This window comes from Kitasatospora sp. NPDC090308, assembly GCF_044769485.1.
Classification (GTDB): domain Bacteria; phylum Actinomycetota; class Actinomycetes; order Streptomycetales; family Streptomycetaceae; genus Kitasatospora; species Kitasatospora fiedleri.
In genome coordinates this window covers 357569-372954 of sequence record NZ_JBIVXY010000004.1, presented here as the reverse complement: position 1 = coordinate 372954, position 15386 = coordinate 357569, and the positions used below count along the sequence as shown (strand labels likewise).

11 protein-coding genes are annotated in these 15386 nt (G+C 74.3%); 9 read left to right on the top strand and 2 right to left on the bottom strand.

Going from position 1 to position 15386, the window contains the following annotated elements:
• The first annotated feature begins 380 nt into the window (after window positions 1-380).
• The 6 genes from ACIQVD_RS12220 to ACIQVD_RS12195 all read left to right on the top strand — a co-directional run bounded on the left by ACIQVD_RS12220 (window position 381) and on the right by ACIQVD_RS12195 (window position 10252).
• Window positions 381-1844, top strand: coding sequence for a sulfatase (locus tag ACIQVD_RS12220; RefSeq protein ID WP_402288296.1), 1464 nt, complete (start codon window positions 381-383; stop codon window positions 1842-1844).
• A 151-nt stretch (window positions 1845-1995) separates the two neighbouring features.
• On the top strand, window positions 1996-2958 hold the full coding sequence (locus ACIQVD_RS12215) for a formylglycine-generating enzyme family protein (RefSeq protein ID WP_402288293.1): 963 nt from the start codon (window positions 1996-1998) through the stop codon (window positions 2956-2958).
• Window positions 2959-3150: 192 nt separating this feature from the next.
• Entirely contained in the window at window positions 3151-5322 is a 2172-nt protein-coding gene (locus ACIQVD_RS12210; RefSeq protein ID WP_402288290.1) for a M4 family metallopeptidase, read from the top strand.
• A gap of 210 nt (window positions 5323-5532) precedes the next feature.
• Entirely contained in the window at window positions 5533-8298 is a 2766-nt protein-coding gene (locus ACIQVD_RS12205; RefSeq protein WP_402288287.1) for an AAA family ATPase, read from the top strand.
• 44 nt (window positions 8299-8342) lie between these two features.
• On the top strand, window positions 8343-8990 hold the full coding sequence (locus ACIQVD_RS12200; RefSeq protein WP_400684859.1) for an HD family hydrolase: 648 nt from the start codon (window positions 8343-8345) through the stop codon (window positions 8988-8990).
• A 191-nt stretch (window positions 8991-9181) separates the two neighbouring features.
• Entirely contained in the window at window positions 9182-10252 is a 1071-nt protein-coding gene (locus tag ACIQVD_RS12195) for a glycoside hydrolase family 43 protein (protein ID WP_402288284.1), read from the top strand.
• Window positions 10253-10274: 22 nt separating this feature from the next.
• Here the strand turns inward: ACIQVD_RS12195 and ACIQVD_RS12190 are convergent, their stop codons facing one another.
• Complete coding sequence (locus ACIQVD_RS12190; RefSeq protein ID WP_400685375.1) at window positions 10275-10805, bottom strand: MOSC domain-containing protein; 531 nt, start codon at window positions 10803-10805, stop codon at window positions 10275-10277.
• A 101-nt stretch (window positions 10806-10906) separates the two neighbouring features.
• Window positions 10907-11824, bottom strand: coding sequence for a LysR family transcriptional regulator (locus tag ACIQVD_RS12185; RefSeq protein ID WP_402288282.1), 918 nt, complete (start codon window positions 11822-11824; stop codon window positions 10907-10909).
• 78 nt (window positions 11825-11902) lie between these two features.
• On the opposite strand from ACIQVD_RS12185, the gene ACIQVD_RS12180 reads away from it, so the two are divergent.
• From ACIQVD_RS12180 to ACIQVD_RS12170, 3 genes are read left to right on the top strand one after another with little or no spacing between them, the layout of a single operon-like run.
• A complete protein-coding gene (locus tag ACIQVD_RS12180) occupies window positions 11903-12649 on the top strand; it encodes a succinate dehydrogenase cytochrome b subunit (RefSeq protein ID WP_402288279.1) in 747 nt (248 codons plus the stop codon).
• Between the two features lie 41 nt (window positions 12650-12690).
• Window positions 12691-14634 carry a fumarate reductase/succinate dehydrogenase flavoprotein subunit gene (locus ACIQVD_RS12175; protein WP_402288669.1) on the top strand — a complete coding sequence of 648 codons (1944 nt, stop codon included), beginning with the start codon at window positions 12691-12693 and terminating at the stop codon, window positions 14632-14634.
• The gene (locus tag ACIQVD_RS12170; protein ID WP_100838929.1) at window positions 14631-15359 is read left to right on the top strand and encodes a succinate dehydrogenase/fumarate reductase iron-sulfur subunit; all 729 of its coding nucleotides are present in this window, start codon (window positions 14631-14633) and stop codon (window positions 15357-15359) included. Before ACIQVD_RS12175 ends, ACIQVD_RS12170 begins: the two co-directional genes overlap by 4 nt.
• The last annotated feature ends 27 nt before the right edge of the window (window positions 15360-15386 follow it).

The window sequence follows — 15386 nt, the reverse complement described above, 5'->3', positions numbered from 1 at the left end:
GCACCGCCCCGCGCCGCGGAACCGGCACCGCACGGCGGGGGGCCCGGCCTACAGGGGGGGGGATCGGCCGGGCCCTTCTTCCGCCGCACCCAGCGACTGCCCCGGATGCACGACTCCATGCCACCTTCTTCCGGGCCTCCGGGCCTCCGGGCTTCCGGGGCTTCTTCCGGGGCGGCGGGCGGGGGCCCCGGTCGGCGGGTGTGCGAAACATTGCAACGGGCCCGTGAACAGCGTGCGTTGTCTGCGCGCAGCCAATTGCGGGCCCTCGTCGCGCGCCCGTAGGTTCACCGTCAGTGCCGCGCACGCTCCGTCCGGCCGGGGACGCCCGCCGACCCGCTCCGCCCGCACGTTCCCTCCTGCCGCGAAAGGGTGCGCACACCATGAGCCGGAACACCGAACCTCCGCGCGACGAACCGAAGGCCGCATCGAAGGTGGACCGCCGCGGCTTCCTGGCCGGCGCGGTATCGGTCGCCGCCGCGACCGCCCTGCCCCTGACCCTGGGCGCCCCACCCGCCACCGCGGCCGCCGCCACCACCGAGCCCGGCGCCGCGCCGGGCACCCGGCCGAACATCCTGGTGATCCTCACCGACGACCAGCCCAAGCAGACCGAGTGGGCCACCCCCAGGACGGTCGACTGGCTGGTCGGCCACGGCGTCCGGTTCACCGCCGGGCACGTCACCACGCCGCTGTGCGCGCCGTCCCGCTCCTCGATCTTCAGCGGCCAGTACGCGCACCACCACGGCGTCCGCGACAACGGCCACCCGTACAACCTCGACCAGCAGCACACCATCCAGCGGGCGCTGCACCAGGCCGGCTACCGCACCGGCCTGTTCGGCAAGTACCTGAACGCCTGGCACCCGGCCGACAACCCGCCGCACTTCGACGAGTGGCTGCTGTCCGCGCCGGTGGTCTACAACAACGGCCAGTACAACGACAACGGCACCGTGCGCACCATCCCCGGCTACTCGACCTCGGTGATCCGCGACCACGCGCTCGCCTTCCTCGACAAGGCCGCCACCGACACGCGCCCGTGGTTCGCGTTCGTCGCGCCGAAGGCCTCGCACGAGCCCAACACGCCCGAGCCCAAGTACGCCGACACGCCCGTCCCGGCCTGGGACGGCCGCCCGTCCGTCGACGAGGCCGACCGCAGCGACAAGCCCGAGTGGATCCAGAACGGGACGGCCACCCTCGCCACCGCCCGGCAGCTGCGCGCCCGCCAACTGCGCACCCTGCTCTCGGTGGACGACGCCGTACAGGCCATCCACGACAAACTGGCCGCGCTCGGGCAGCTGCAGAACACCCTGGTGATCTACCTCGGCGACAACGGCTACACCTGGGCCGACCACGGCTGGTCGAAGAAGTCGGTGCCCTACCTGCCCTCGGTCGAGGTGCCGTTCTACCTGTCCTGGCCGGCCGGCGGCCTCGGCGCGGGCAGCCCCGCCGACCACCGGATCGTGGCCAACATCGACATCGCCCCGACCGTCCTGCAGGCCGCCGGGATCACCCCCGACTGGGCGGTCGACGGGCACTCGCTGCTCGGTGCGTACAGCCGCGACCACCTGCTGGTCGAGTTCTGGGAGCAGGGCGTCCACCAGGACGGGCGGCCGCACAGCTGGGCCTCGTACCTCTCCACGTCCAAGCAGTACACCGAGTACTACAAGCTGCACACCGATGCGAACGGCCTGCCCGCGGGCACCGGCCAGGTCGCCTTTCGCGAGTACTACGACCTGGACGCCGACCCGTACCAGCTGGTCAACAAGCTGTACCAGGCCACCCCCGCGCAGGAGCAGGCGCTGGGCATCCCGGCCCTCGCGGCGACCCTCGCCGCCGAACGCACCGCCTGACCGCACGGCCGCACGGCCGCACGGCTTCCTCGAAACCCCGGTCGGTCGCCCCCCACGGCGACCGGCCGGGCCCCACTTCCCGGCAACTCCGAACCGCCCGGGCCACCCGAACCACCCGAACCACCCGAACCCCCGCACCGAAGAGGCCGTCATGCTCCCCTGCTGCACCCCCGGACACGAGCCCACCGACCTCGGCCTGCCCGTCCTGCCGCTCCTGACCCCGGAACCGCCGCCCGTCGCACCGTCCCCCGCCGCGGTGCGGGCCGCCCGCGGGCTGCTGGAACTGCCCGGCGGGACGTTCCTGATGGGCGGGCAGGACCCGGACGGCGTCCCGGCCGACGGCGAGGGGCCGGTGCGCGAGGTGCGGCTCGGGCCGTTCGCGATCGCCGCGACCACCGTCACCAATGCCGAGTTCGCGTCCTTCGTCCGGGAGACCGGGTACGTCACCGACGCCGAGCGCTTCGGCTCCAGCTTCGTCTTCGAGGGCTTCCTCACCGACCGGCTGCGCGCCGCCTCCCCGCCGGTCGCCGCCACCCCGTGGTGGCGGGCCGTCGAGGGGGCCGACTGGCGCGCCCCCGAGGGCCCCGGCAGCGGTTTCGCCGCCCGCCAGCAGCACCCCGTGGTGCACGTCTCCTGGAACGACGCGCAGGCGTACTGCGCCTGGTCCGGCACCCGGCTGCCCACCGAGGCGCAGTGGGAGTACGCGGCCCGCGGCGGACGCACCGGCACCCGCTACCCGTGGGGCGACGAACTCGCCCCCGGCGGACGGGAGATGCTCAACATCTGGCAGGGCGAGTTCCCGATCCGCCACACCGGCCGGCACCGCTCCACCGCCCCCGTCCGCTCCTACCGCCCCAACGGGCACGGCCTGTACAACGTGCTCGGCAACGTCTGGGAGTGGTGCGCCGACCGCTTCAGCCCCAACCACCACCGCCCCGACACCCCCGCCACCCGCCACGACCCGCTCGGCCCGCCCACCGGCCCCGCCCGGGTGATGCGCGGCGGCTCCCACATGTGCCACGCCTCCTACTGCAACCGCTACCGGCTGTCCGCCCGCTCCTCGAACACCCCGGACAGCTCCAGCGGCAACATCGGCTTCCGGGTGGCCCGCTGACCGCCCGCCGGGGCGCCCCTGGGGCGCGGCGCGGCGCACCCTTGACCGGCCCTTGCCGGGCGGCGGGGGCATGTCGCGGGGGCGGTCCGCGGTCCTAGCGTCCTGCCGCCGAGCCGAACCCGGCCGCGACACCACACCCCATCGGTGCCGCGGCCGTCCCCCATCAACCCCGGCCCGGCGGGAGGAAACCCGATGAACCGCAAGACCGCGCTGGCGGCAGCCGTTGCGGCCGCCCTCACCCTGGGCACCGTGGTGGCGGCGAGTTCGCAGTCCCCCGCACTGGCGAGCGGCACCACCGCGAACGGTGCGGGCTTCCAGTCGATGACCGTCGTGGGCCGCCTCGCGGTCATGGAGCGGGCGGAGAAGGAGGCCGGGGCACTGGCGAAGACACTGGGCCTGGGCCCGGACGAGCGCCTGCTACCCAAGGACGTGCTGGTCGAGAACGACGGCGCCCGGCACGTGCGCTACGACCGCACCTACCGCGGACTGCCCGTGGTCGGCGGCGACCTGGTCGTGCACTACGCCGCGAACGGCAAGCCCGCCTCGACCACCTGGGCGCACGAGGGCGCCGTCAAGGTGGCCGGCGTGACCCCGAAGCTGACCGGCAAGGACGCCTCGGCCACCGCCGAGCGCAGCGCCAAGCACGTCACCTCGGCCCGCACCACCACCCTCGACACCAGCCAGCTGGTGGTCTGGGCGGTCGGCAAGGTACCGGTGCTGGCCTACCGCAACACCGTCACCGGCACCGGCGACGCGGGCCCCGGCTCCCACGAGGCGGTCGTGCTCGACGCGGCCAGCGGCGCCGTCCTCGACCAGTACGAGGTCGAGCAGACCGTCACCGGCACCGGCAACGGCGTCAACGTCGGCCAGGTCGGCATCGAGACCAGCCAGGGCGGCAGCGGCTACACGCTGACCGACGCGGCGCACGGCGGCACCATCGTCTACGACTCGTACAACAGCCCGCAGTCGAACCCCGCGCAGAACGCCCGGACCTTCTCCAAGTCGTCCAACTCCTGGGGCAACGGCTCCACTTCGAGCCGCGAGAGCGCCGCCGTCGACGCCTCCTACGGCCTGGCCAAGACCTGGGACTACTACAAGAGCACCTTCAACCGCAGCGGCATCCGCAACGACGGCCGCGGCGCCCCGGCCTACGTGCACGTGGACAACCAGCTGCTGAACGCGTTCTACGACGACTCCTGCTTCTGCATGTCCTTCGGCGACGGCTCCTCGCAGAACGGCAACACCCCGCTGACCGCCCTGGACGTCTCCGGCCACGAGATGAGCCACGGCGTCACCGCCGCCACCGCCAACCTGAACTACTCCGGCGAGTCCGGCGGCCTCAACGAGGCCACCAGCGACATCTTCGGCACCATGGTCGAGTTCTACGCCGGCAACAGCACCGACCCCGGCGACTACTACATCGGCGAGAAGCTCCACATGGGCAACGGCTACCTGCGCCGGATGGACAACCCGGCCGCCGACGGCTCCTCGCTCTCCTGCTACAGCAGCCGGGCCGGCCAGGTCGACGTGCACTACTCCTCCGGCATCGCCAACCACTTCTTCTACCTCGCCGCCGAGGGCACCGGCGCCAAGACCATCGGCGGCCTGCCGCACAACGGCACCCCGTGCAACGGCGACAGCTTCGGCGGCATCGGCCGGGACAAGGCCGCCGCGGTCTGGTACCGCGCCCTGTCCACCTACATGACCTCCACCACCACCTACTCCGGTGCCCGCACCGCCACCCTGCAGGCCGCCGCCGACCTGTACGGCGCCAACTCGCAGGAGCGGTACCTGGTCTCCAAGGCGTGGGCCGCCGTCAGCGTCGGCACCGCCCTGCCCGACCCGGGCAACGGCACCCCGACCCCGTCGCCGTCCGGCTCGCCCAGCCCCTCGCCCACCTCCTCGCCCACCGGCAACCCCAACCCGGGCAACGCGCTGACCAACGGCGGCTTCGAGCAGGGCGCCACCGGCTGGACCCAGAGCGCCGACGACATCACCAACTCCACCCAGCAGCAGGCCCACGGCGGCTCCTGGTACGCCTGGATGATGGGCTACGGCTCCACCGCCAGCGAGACGCTGGCGCAGAACAACGTCGCGGTGCCGTCCACCGGCAGCCCCAAGCTCACCTTCTGGCTCAAGGTCACCACCCAGGAGTCCGGCTCCACCGCCTACGACACGCTCAAGGTCACCGCCAACGGCCAGGCCCTGGCGACGTACTCCAACGCCAACGCCTCCGCCGGCTACGTGCAGAAGACCGTCGACCTGAGCGCCTTCCGCGGCCAGAGCGTCAACCTGGGCTTCGTCGGCCAGGAGGACGCCTACCTGTCGACCGTCTTCCTGGTCGACGACGTCAGCGTCGGCTGACCGGAGCCGACCGCCGGAGCCGACCGGCCGGAGCCGACCGCCGGAGCCGACCGGCCGGAGCCGACCGCCGGAGCCGGGAAGCGTCCGACCGGCTCCGGCCGGGCCACCCCAACAGGCGGTCCTTAAAGGGGACTTAACGGCGGGTCGTGAGGGTGTCGCGTTCAGGTGACACCCTCGCGCAGCCGGTTCCGAGGCGGCACACTGACCGCCATGACCGGCATCCTCCCCGGCCCGGCCGCAGCCGCCACCACCCCGGCGGGCCCGACCGAGCCCCCACTCGTCGACCGCGCGCACCTGCTCGCCGACATCCGCGCCGCCCTCGCCGCCACCGGCGGCGTCCTGCTGCACGGACCGGCCGGCATCGGCAAGACCGCGCTGCTCGACACCCTCGCCCAGGACGCCGGCCCGGCGGGCGGGACCGTCCTGCGCAGCAGCCCCACCGCCGCCGAGGCGGACCTGCCGCACCTCGCCCTGATCGACCTCCTCGGCGAGGCCCTCCCCGGCCTCGCCGAGGACCTGCCCGACCACCTGCGTCAGGCCCTGGAGTGCGCCCTGCTCCACCGCGCCCCCCAACCCGGCACCCCCACCGACCCGTTGGCCGTCCGGGTGGCCGTCCTCGAAGCACTGCGCCGACTCGCCCAGCGCGGCCCCGTCCTCGTCCTGCTCGACGACACCCAGTGGCTCGACGAGGCCAGCCGCCAGGTCATCGCCTTCGCCGCCCGCCGCCTCACCGACCGCCGGGTCCGGATCGCCGTCACCGAACGCACCGAACACGCCGCCGCCGCACCCGAGCGGGGCGCGCTCTGCCCGCCCGGCGCCCGCGAGATCCCGGTCGGCCCGCTCGGCGAACGCGGCACCGGCGCCCTGCTGCGCGAACGGCTCGGCCTGCGGCTGAGCGGACTCACCCTCACCCGGGTGCACGCCGTCAGCGGCGGAAACCCCTACTACGCGCTGGAGTTGGGCCGCTCGCTGGCCGCCGGCGGCGGTGAGAGCGCGCTGCCCGCCGACCCGGCCCGCCCGCTCGACGTCCCGCACCGGCTGCGCGCCCTGGTCTCCGCCCGGCTCGGCGAACTCCCCGACACCGCACGGCAGTCGCTCACCGTCCTGGCCGCCGCCCGGACCGGCACCGGCCTGCCCGCCACCGTCACCGAACCGCTCGCCGCCGCCCGCCGCCACGGCATCGTCCAGCAGACCCCCGCCGGCACCCCCCAGTTCAGCCACCCCCTGGTCGCCGAAGTGGTCCTCGCCGACGCCGCCCCCGACACCCTGCGCGCCGCCCACCGGCTGCTCGCCGAACTCACCGCCGACCCGGTCGAACAGGTCCGCCACCAGGCCCTCGCCGCCGACGCCCCCGACCCCCGCCTCGCCTCCCGGCTGCACCGCGCCGCCGACACCGCGCTCACCCGCGGCGCCCCCGGCACCGCCGCCGAACTGCTCCGCCTCGCCGCCGAACACACCCCCGACCCCGACACCGCGAGCCGCCGCCTGCTCGCCGCCGCCCGCAACGCCGCCGCCGCCGGCCTGCCCGACCTCGCCCGCGCCTGCGGCGAACGCCTCGCCGCCGCCCCCGCCGCCGACGTCCGGGTGCACGCCCGCCTGCTGCTCGCCCGCCTGCTCGGCCCCGACCACCCCGGTGCCGAACCCCTGCTCACCGCCGCCGCCGAGGACACCGGCGGCCACCCCGCCCTCACCGCCGCCGTCCACCAGGAACGCGCCGTCCGCGCCCTGCACCGCGGCGACCGCGCCGAAGGACTCGCCGAACTCGCCACCGCCGAGAAGCACGCCGACCACGCCGACGACCCCGACCTGCTGGTCGAACTCCTCGCCCAGCGTGCCCCGCTGACCCTGCTCACCGACCCCGCCCTGGGCCTGGCCCAACTCGAACGCGGCTGCCGCCTCGCCGCCGGCCGGCCCCCCACCGCCGCCGCCGTGTTCTGCCGCGAAGGACTCGCCGTCGCCGCCCTGCGCAGCGGCGACCTGCCCCGCGCCGTCGCCGAGGTCGAGGCGCTGCGCGCCGAGGTCGAAGCCGCCGGCCGCACCGAGGACCTCGCCAACGTCCTCTACATCGCCGCCTCCGTCTACGAGCGGGCCGGCCGCTGCGCCGAGGCGTACGCCGCCGGCCGCGCCGCCCACGACCTGCGCGAACGCATCGAACCCAGCCCCGGCCCGGCCCGCGTCCTGGGCGGAGCCGCCGAACTCAACGGCGGCACCGCCGACCGCGCCGCCCACCTCCTCGACTCCGCGATCCGCGCCGCCGAGAGCGACCACGACCGCGAATGGCTCGCCTACGCCCACGGCCTGCGCGGACGCGCCGAACTCCTGCGCGGCAACCACCCGGCCGCCGCCGACCACCTCGCCCGCTGCCGGCTCCTGCTGCGCCTGATGGAGTTCACCGACCCCGCGCTCTTCCTGGTGGACGCCGACCTGGCCGAGGCACTCGCCCTCTCCGGCCGCCCCGAGCAGGCCGCCGCCGCCCTCGCCGACGCCCGCGACCGCGCCGCCCGGCTCGGCCGCGACGTCCTCACCCTGGGCCTGCACCGCGCCGAAGCCCACCTCACCGCCGCCACCGACCCCCGCCGCGCCGCCGACACCCTGCGCGCCCTGCTCCCCGACACCCACCCCTACCCCCTCGAACTCGCCCGCGCCCACCTCGCCCTCGGCACCCTGGAACGCCGCGCCCGCCGCCGCGCCGCCGCCCGCACCGCCCTCCAGGAGGCCCACACCCGCTACACCGCCGCCGGCTGCCGCCCCTGGCAGCAGCACACCGCCGCCGCCCTCGCCGCCCTCGACGCCCTGGAGGCCGACCCCACCCCCATGCAGCAGCAGATCCTCACCCTGATCCGCTCCGGCGCCACCAACCGCGAGATCGCCGCCCGCCTCCACCTCTCCGTCAAGGCCGTCGAGGCCAACCTCACCCGCCTCTACCGCCAGTACGGCGTCCGCGGCCGGGCCGAACTGGCCCGCCACCGGGACTGACCCGGGGCCGGGCCGACCCGCGGCCCAGTGGCAGGATGGGCGGCATGAGCGAAGAAACCCGGCCCCTGCTCGTCGACCGCACGCCCTTCCCGGAGGGGCTGGACGAGCGGCTGCGCGCCCAGTTGACCTTCCTGGTGGAGGTGGACCGGCTCAAGACCGTCCTGCGCCAGTCGCCGCTGGCCGCCGCCGACCGCCGCGAGAACGACGCCGAGCACTCCTGGCACCTGGCGATGATGGTGACCGTTCTGGCCGAGTACGCCGACGAGCCGATCGACGTCGGCCACACCGTCCAACTGGTCCTGCTGCACGACCTGGTGGAGATCTACGCCGGGGACACCCCGCTGTACGACGACGCGGGGGCCGTCGACCAGGCGGAGCGCGAGGCCGTCGCCGCGGACGAGCTGTTCGGGCTGCTGCCCGCCGACCAGACCCGCCTGCTGCGCGCGCACTGGGACGAGTTCGAGGCCCGCCGCACCCCCGAGGCCCGGTTCGCCAAGGCGATGGACCGCCTCCAGCCCCTGCTGCTCAACTGGCTGGCCCGTGGCGGCACCTGGCGCACCCCCGGCGTCACCGCCGCCGACGTCCGGGCCCGCAAGGCCGTCATCGGCGACGCCTCCACCCCGCTGTGGGAGGCCGCCCGCCGACTGATCGACGAGGGCGAGGCCCGCGGCTGGTCCCGCCCCGCGCCCTGAGTCCGCCGCCCGGGCCAGGGGTCCGCCGCCCGGGCCGGTGGTCCGGACCGGCGGCCGTGCCACGGGTGTTGACATGTTCAGTGTCGGTCGGGATGCTGCGGAGGAGCGCTCCTCCAACGTTGCAGAGCCCGACGCGCCGCCACCGGCCGGGCCGGTGCCCGGCCCCGGGCCCCACCACGGATCGGGACACCATGAAGCCTTCCCGCCGCCTGTCCGGCGCCGTCGCCCTCACCCTGTCCGCCGTCCTCGCCGCCGCGCTGTCCACCGCGGTCACCGCCCCGGCCGAAGCGTCCCAGACCGCCCTGCGGGCCGCGGACCCCAGCGTGCTGCGGGTCGGCGGCACGTACGTCTCGGTGCAGTCCACCGGCGCGGGCATCGCCGTCCGGCAGGCCGCCTCGACGGCCGCGCTGGCCTCGGCGCCCGCCCGGCAGGTCTGGTCGGACACCGCCGGGCGCGGCGAGGTGTGGGCGCCGGAGATCGTGGTGGACGGCGGCCGCTACTACATCTACTTCTCGGCCGGCCGCGGCGCGGCCCACCGGATGTACGCCATCAGCTCCGCCACCCCCGACAGCGGCTACGGCGCCGAGACGAAACTGGCCCTGCCGGACGACAGGTGGGCCATCGACGGCACCCTGTTCACCTTCAACGGGCAGCGCTGGTTCGTCTGGTCCGGCTGGGCCGGCGACACCAACGTCGAGCAGAACCTCTACATCGCCCGGATGAACACCCCGACCGCGCCGACCGGCGCCCGCTACGTCATCTCCCAGCCCCGGGAGGGCTGGGAGCGGGTGGTCGGCAACCCGTTCATCAACGAGGCACCCGAGGCGATCAAGGACCCCAACGGGCAACTGCACGTCACGTACTCCGCCAACGGCAGCTGGAGCGACCAGTACTGCCTGGCCGACCTGCGGCTGCGGGCCGGCGGCGACCCGACGTACGTGTGGGACTGGTACAAGTCCAACGGCTGCCTGTTCGGCTCCCACCGCGAGACGATGATGTCCGGCTGGGACCCGACCCTGCACGTGGACGGCCCCGGCCACCACAGCTTCGTCCTGCTGAACGGCGACATCAACACCAGCCCGCCCGCCGGGTCGACCTTCCCCCTGATGTTCCACGCCGTCCCCAAGGGCACGCCCTACTCCTGGGCCGAACGGTACTGGTACACCGGCACGTTCGCCTGGTGGGGCGGCGCCACCTACCGCCGCGCCAACGTCCCCGGACCCACCGCCGACACCGGCTGGAGCCTGAAGTTCTTCGAGTGACCGGCCCGGGGCCCGGCCCTCCTCAGACGCGTTCGAGCGGGCGGTGCGGCTCGGGCGGCAGCGTGACGGTGACGGGGTCGCCGGGGCGGATCTCGCCGCCGGAGCGGACCACGCCCATGACGCCCGCCCTGCGGACCACCGCCCCGGTCTCGTCCCGCCCCACCACCTGCTTGAGCAGGCCGTGCCGGAAGCGGTCGATCTGCCCGCACGGGTTGCGCAGCCCGGTCACCTCGACCACCGCCTCGGCGCCGAGCCGCAGCAGCGTCCCGACGGGCAGGCCCAGCAGGTCCACGCCCCGGGTGGTGACGTTCTCGCCCAGCTGCCCGGGCCCGACGGTGTAACCGGCCTGCGCCAGCTCCTCGAACAGTTCGGCGTGCATCAGGTGCACCTGCCGCAAGTTCGGTTGGGTCGGGTCCTGCGCCACCCGGGAGCGGTGCCTGACCGTCACCCCCGCGTGCACGTCCCCCTCGACCCCGAGACCCGCCAGCAGGCGGATGCCGTCCCGGTTCGGCTTCGTGAACGAGTACTCCCCGCTGCTGCTGACCGCCACCACGCTCCCGGACACCCGGACCACCCCTCGTCGCACCGATGTTCCGTGCACCCACCCTACGGGCAGCCCGTCGGCGGCCCGCGGCGGGGGCCCGGCCGCGGCGGTCAGGGCAGCAGCCGGGTGCCGGGCGGGAGGGAGTCGGTGCGGTCGGCCTCGTGGAGGTGGGCGAGCAGGGTGTCGCGGAAGGCGCTCGCGGCGCGGGTCAGCGGGAGGTCGCGGCCGTGCGCGACGGCGATGGTGCGGCCGAGGCCGGGCGGGGCGAAGGGGGTGGTGGGGAGGTTGGCGCTGGCGGCGACCATGCCGGGGACGACCGCGGGCCCCAGGCCGGCCCGGACGGCGGCCAGGACCGCGTCCATCTCGCCGCCCTCGACGGCGTAGACCGGCTCGAACCCGGCGGCGCGGCAGGCCGCGAGGGTGGTCTCGCGCAGGTCGTAGCCCTCGCGGAACATCACCAGGCCCCGGCCGCGCAGGTCGGTGATCCGGGCCCGGCCGCGGGGGAGCGGGTCGGCCGAGACCAGCACCAGGTCCTCGTGCAGCAGCGGGGTGACGGCGAGCGGGGCGGGCGGCGCGGAGGCCGGGGTGATGACCAGCGCGAGGTCCAGCTCGCCGGCCTCCAGGTCGCGGACCAGGTCCCGGGAGCCGCCCTCGGTGAGGTGCAGGTCGACGCCGGGGTGCCGGGCCCGGTACGCGCGCAGCACCTCCGGGACCAGGCTGGCGCAGAGCGAGGGCGGGGCGCCGAAGCGGACCCGGCCCCGGCGCAGCTGCACGGTCTCGGCGACCGCCCGCCGGGCGCTGTCGGCGTCCGCGAGGATGCGCCGGGCCAGCGGCAGCAGGGCCTGTCCGGCGTCGGTCAGGGTCGTCCCGGAGCGCGAGCGGTGGAACAGCTCGGCGCCCAGCTCCCGTTCCAGGGCGCGGACCTGCTGGGAGAGCGAGGGCTGCGAGACGTGGCTGAGCTCGGCGGCCCGGGTGAAGTGCCGAACGTCGGCGACCGCGACGAAGTAGGCGAGCTGCTGCAACTGCACACCAGCCATCATAGGCACTGCCTATCGTGATCGGCGGTTCCATGTCTTGGACACCCGCGACACGCCCGGCTTACGGTCATGGCCATGGCTTCCGCACCCCCGGCGAACCGGGCGAAACGGACGGGCCGGGCCCCCGCCCCCGGCCGGCACCCGTCCTCCCTGGCGGCGCTCTGGCGCAGCTCCGTCGGCAAGAAGGCCGTGATGGCGGTCAGCGGCCTGGTGATGCTGGCGTACCTGGTCGCCCACATGCTCGGCAACCTCAAGATCTTCTTCGGTCCGGACGACATCAACGGGTACGCGCACTGGCTGCGCACCCTCGGCGAGCCGCTGCTGCACCACGGCTGGTTCCTCTGGCTGGCCCGCCTCGTCCTGGTGGCGGCCGTGGTCGCCCACGGCACCGCCGCCTACCAGCTCTCCCGCCGCGATCTGAAGGCCCGCCCGGTCAAGTACGCGCACCGGCGGCAGCGGGCCACGTACGCGACCCGGACGATGCGCTGGGGCGGGGTGATCCTCGGGCTGTTCATCGTCTGGCACATCCTCGACCTGACCACCCTCACGGTGAACCCGGCCGCCGAGGAGGGCCACCCGTACCAGAACGTCGTGGCCTCGTTCTCGACCTGGTACTCGGGCGTCATCTACTGCCTGGCGATGCTGGCGCTCGGCCTGCACGTGCGGCACGGCTTCTGGAGCGCCGCGCAGACCCTGGGCGTCAACAACCCGCGCCGCGACCGGGCGCTGAAGGTCGGCGCGAACGCGCTGGCGCTGCTGCTGACCGCCGGGTTCCTGTCGGTGCCGGTGGCCGTGATGGCCGGACTGGTCCGGTGACCCCGATGGACCCCGACACCGCGAAGGACGGAGCGGCCCCGATGAGCTACCTCGACTACACCCTCGGCGACCCGGTCGCCGACACCACCGCCCCGGCCGGGCCGATCGAACAGCGGTGGGAGCGGCGGCGGTTCGAGGCCAAGCTGGTCAACCCGGCCAACCGCCGCAAGCACACCGTGATCGTGGTCGGCACCGGCCTGGCCGGCGGCGCGGCCGGCGCCACCCTGGCCGAACAGGGCTACCACGTCGTCCAGTTCTGCTTCCAGGACTCCCCGCGGCGGGCCCACTCGATCGCCGCGCAGGGCGGCATCAACGCGGCCAAGAACTACCGCAACGACGGCGACTCGGTGCGCCGGCTGTTCTACGACACCGTCAAGGGCGGCGACTTCCGGGCCCGCGAGTCCAACGTGCACCGGCTGGCCGAGGTCTCGGTGGAGATCATCGACCAGTGCGTGGCCCAGGGCGTCCCGTTCGCCCGCGAGTACGGCGGCCTGCTCGACACCCGCTCCTTCGGCGGCGTCCAGGTCTCCCGCACCTTCTACGCCCGCGGCCAGACCGGCCAGCAGCTGCTGCTCGGCGCCTACCAGGCGCTGTCCCGGCAGATCGCCGCCGGGAACGTCGAGATGCACCCGCGCACCGAGATGCTCGACCTGCTGGTGGTCGACGGCCGGGCCCGCGGCATCGTCGCCCGAGACCTGGTCACCGGCGAGATCCGCTCGTACACCGCGGACGCCGTGGTGCTCGCCACCGGCGGCTACGGCAACGTCTTCTACCTCTCCACCAACGCCAAGAACTCCAACGCGACGGCGATCTGGCGCGCCCACCGGCGCGGCGCCCTGTTCGCCAACCCGTGCTTCACCCAGATCCACCCGACCTGCATCCCGCGCTCCGGCGACCACCAGTCCAAGCTCACCCTGATGAGCGAGTCGCTGCGCAACGACGGCCGGATCTGGGTGCCCAAGGCCGAGGGCGACACCCGCCCGCCCGGGCAGATCCCCGAGGACGAGCGCGACTACTACCTGGAGCGGATCTACCCGGCGTTCGGCAACCTGGTGCCGCGCGACATCGCCTCCCGGGCCGCCAAGGTGGTCTGCGACGAGGGCCGCGGCGTCGGCCCCGGCGGGCAGGGCGTCTACCTCGACTTCGCCGACGCCGTCGCCCGGCTCGGCCGGGACGCCGTCGAGGCCAAGTACGGCAACCTGTTCGAGATGTACGAGCGGATCACCGCCGAGGACCCGTACGCCGTCCCGATGCGGATCTACCCGGCGATCCACTACACGATGGGCGGCCTCTGGGTCGACTACGACCTACAGACCACCATCCCCGGCCTGTTCGCGATCGGCGAGGCCAACTTCTCCGACCACGGCGCCAACCGGCTCGGCGCCAGCGCCCTGATGCAGGGCCTGGCCGACGGCTACTTCGTGCTGCCGCCCACCCTCAACGACTACCTGGGCCGCACCAAGCTCGCCGCCGTCCCCGCCGACCACCCCGAACTCGCCGCCGTGGAGGCCGAGTCCGCCGACCGGCTGAACCTGATCCTGGCCGTCGACGGCGACCGCACCCCCGACTCGTTCCACCGCGAACTGGGCGAACTCCTCTGGGAGGAGTGCGGCATGGCCCGCGACGAGGCCGGGCTGCGCCGCGCGCTGGCCCGCATCCCGCGGATCCGGGACGAGTTCTGGCGCCGGATCAAGGTGCCCGGCACCGGCGAGGAGCTCAACCAGGCGCTGGAGAAGGCCAACCGGCTGGTCGACTACTTCGAACTCGCCGAACTGATGTGCCTGGACGCGCTGCACCGCGCCGAGTCCTGCGGCGGCCACTTCCGCACCGAGTCCGCCACCCCCGAGGGCGAAGCCGCCCGCCGCGACGAGGAGTTCGGCTACGCCGCCGCCTGGGAGTTCACCGGCACCGGCACCGCCCCCGTCCTGCACCAGGAACAGCTCGTCTTCGAGCACGTCCACCCCACCCAGCGGAGCTACGCGTGAACCTCACCCTGCGCATCTGGCGCCAGCAAGGCCCGGACACCCCGGGCGAGATGACCGAGTACCGGGTCTCCGGCATCAGCGCGGACATGTCCTTCCTGGAGATGCTCGACACCCTCAACGAGGAACTGATCCTGCGCGGCGAACGCCCGGTCGCCTTCGACCACGACTGCCGCGAAGGCATCTGCGGCGCCTGCGGCATGGTCATCAACGGCCAGGCCCACGGCCCCGAACGCACCACCACCTGCCAGCTGCACATGCGGCACTTCGACGACGGCGACACCATCGACGTCGAACCCTGGCGGGCCGGCGCGTTCCCCGTGGTCCGCGACCTGGTGGTGGACCGCTCCGCGCTCGACCGGATCATCGGCTCCGGCGGCTACATCACCGCCCCCACCGGCTCCGCCCCCGAGGCGCACGCCACGGCCGTCCCCAAGGAGGCCGCCGACCTGGCCTTCGAGCACGCCGAGTGCATCGGCTGCGGGGCCTGCGTCGCCGCCTGCCCCAACGGCTCCGCGATGCTGTTCACCGCTGCCAAGGTGGTCCACCTCAACGTCCTCCCGCAGGGCGCCCCCGAACGCGCCTCCCGGGTGCGGACCATGGTGGAGACCATGGACGACGAGGGTTTCGGCGGCTGCACCAACACCGGCGAGTGCGCCACCGCCTGCCCCAAGGGCATCCCGCTGTCCGGCATCGCCCGCCTGAACCGCGAGTTCCTGCGCAGCTGAGGAAGCCGGACCCGCCCTCCCCGCCAG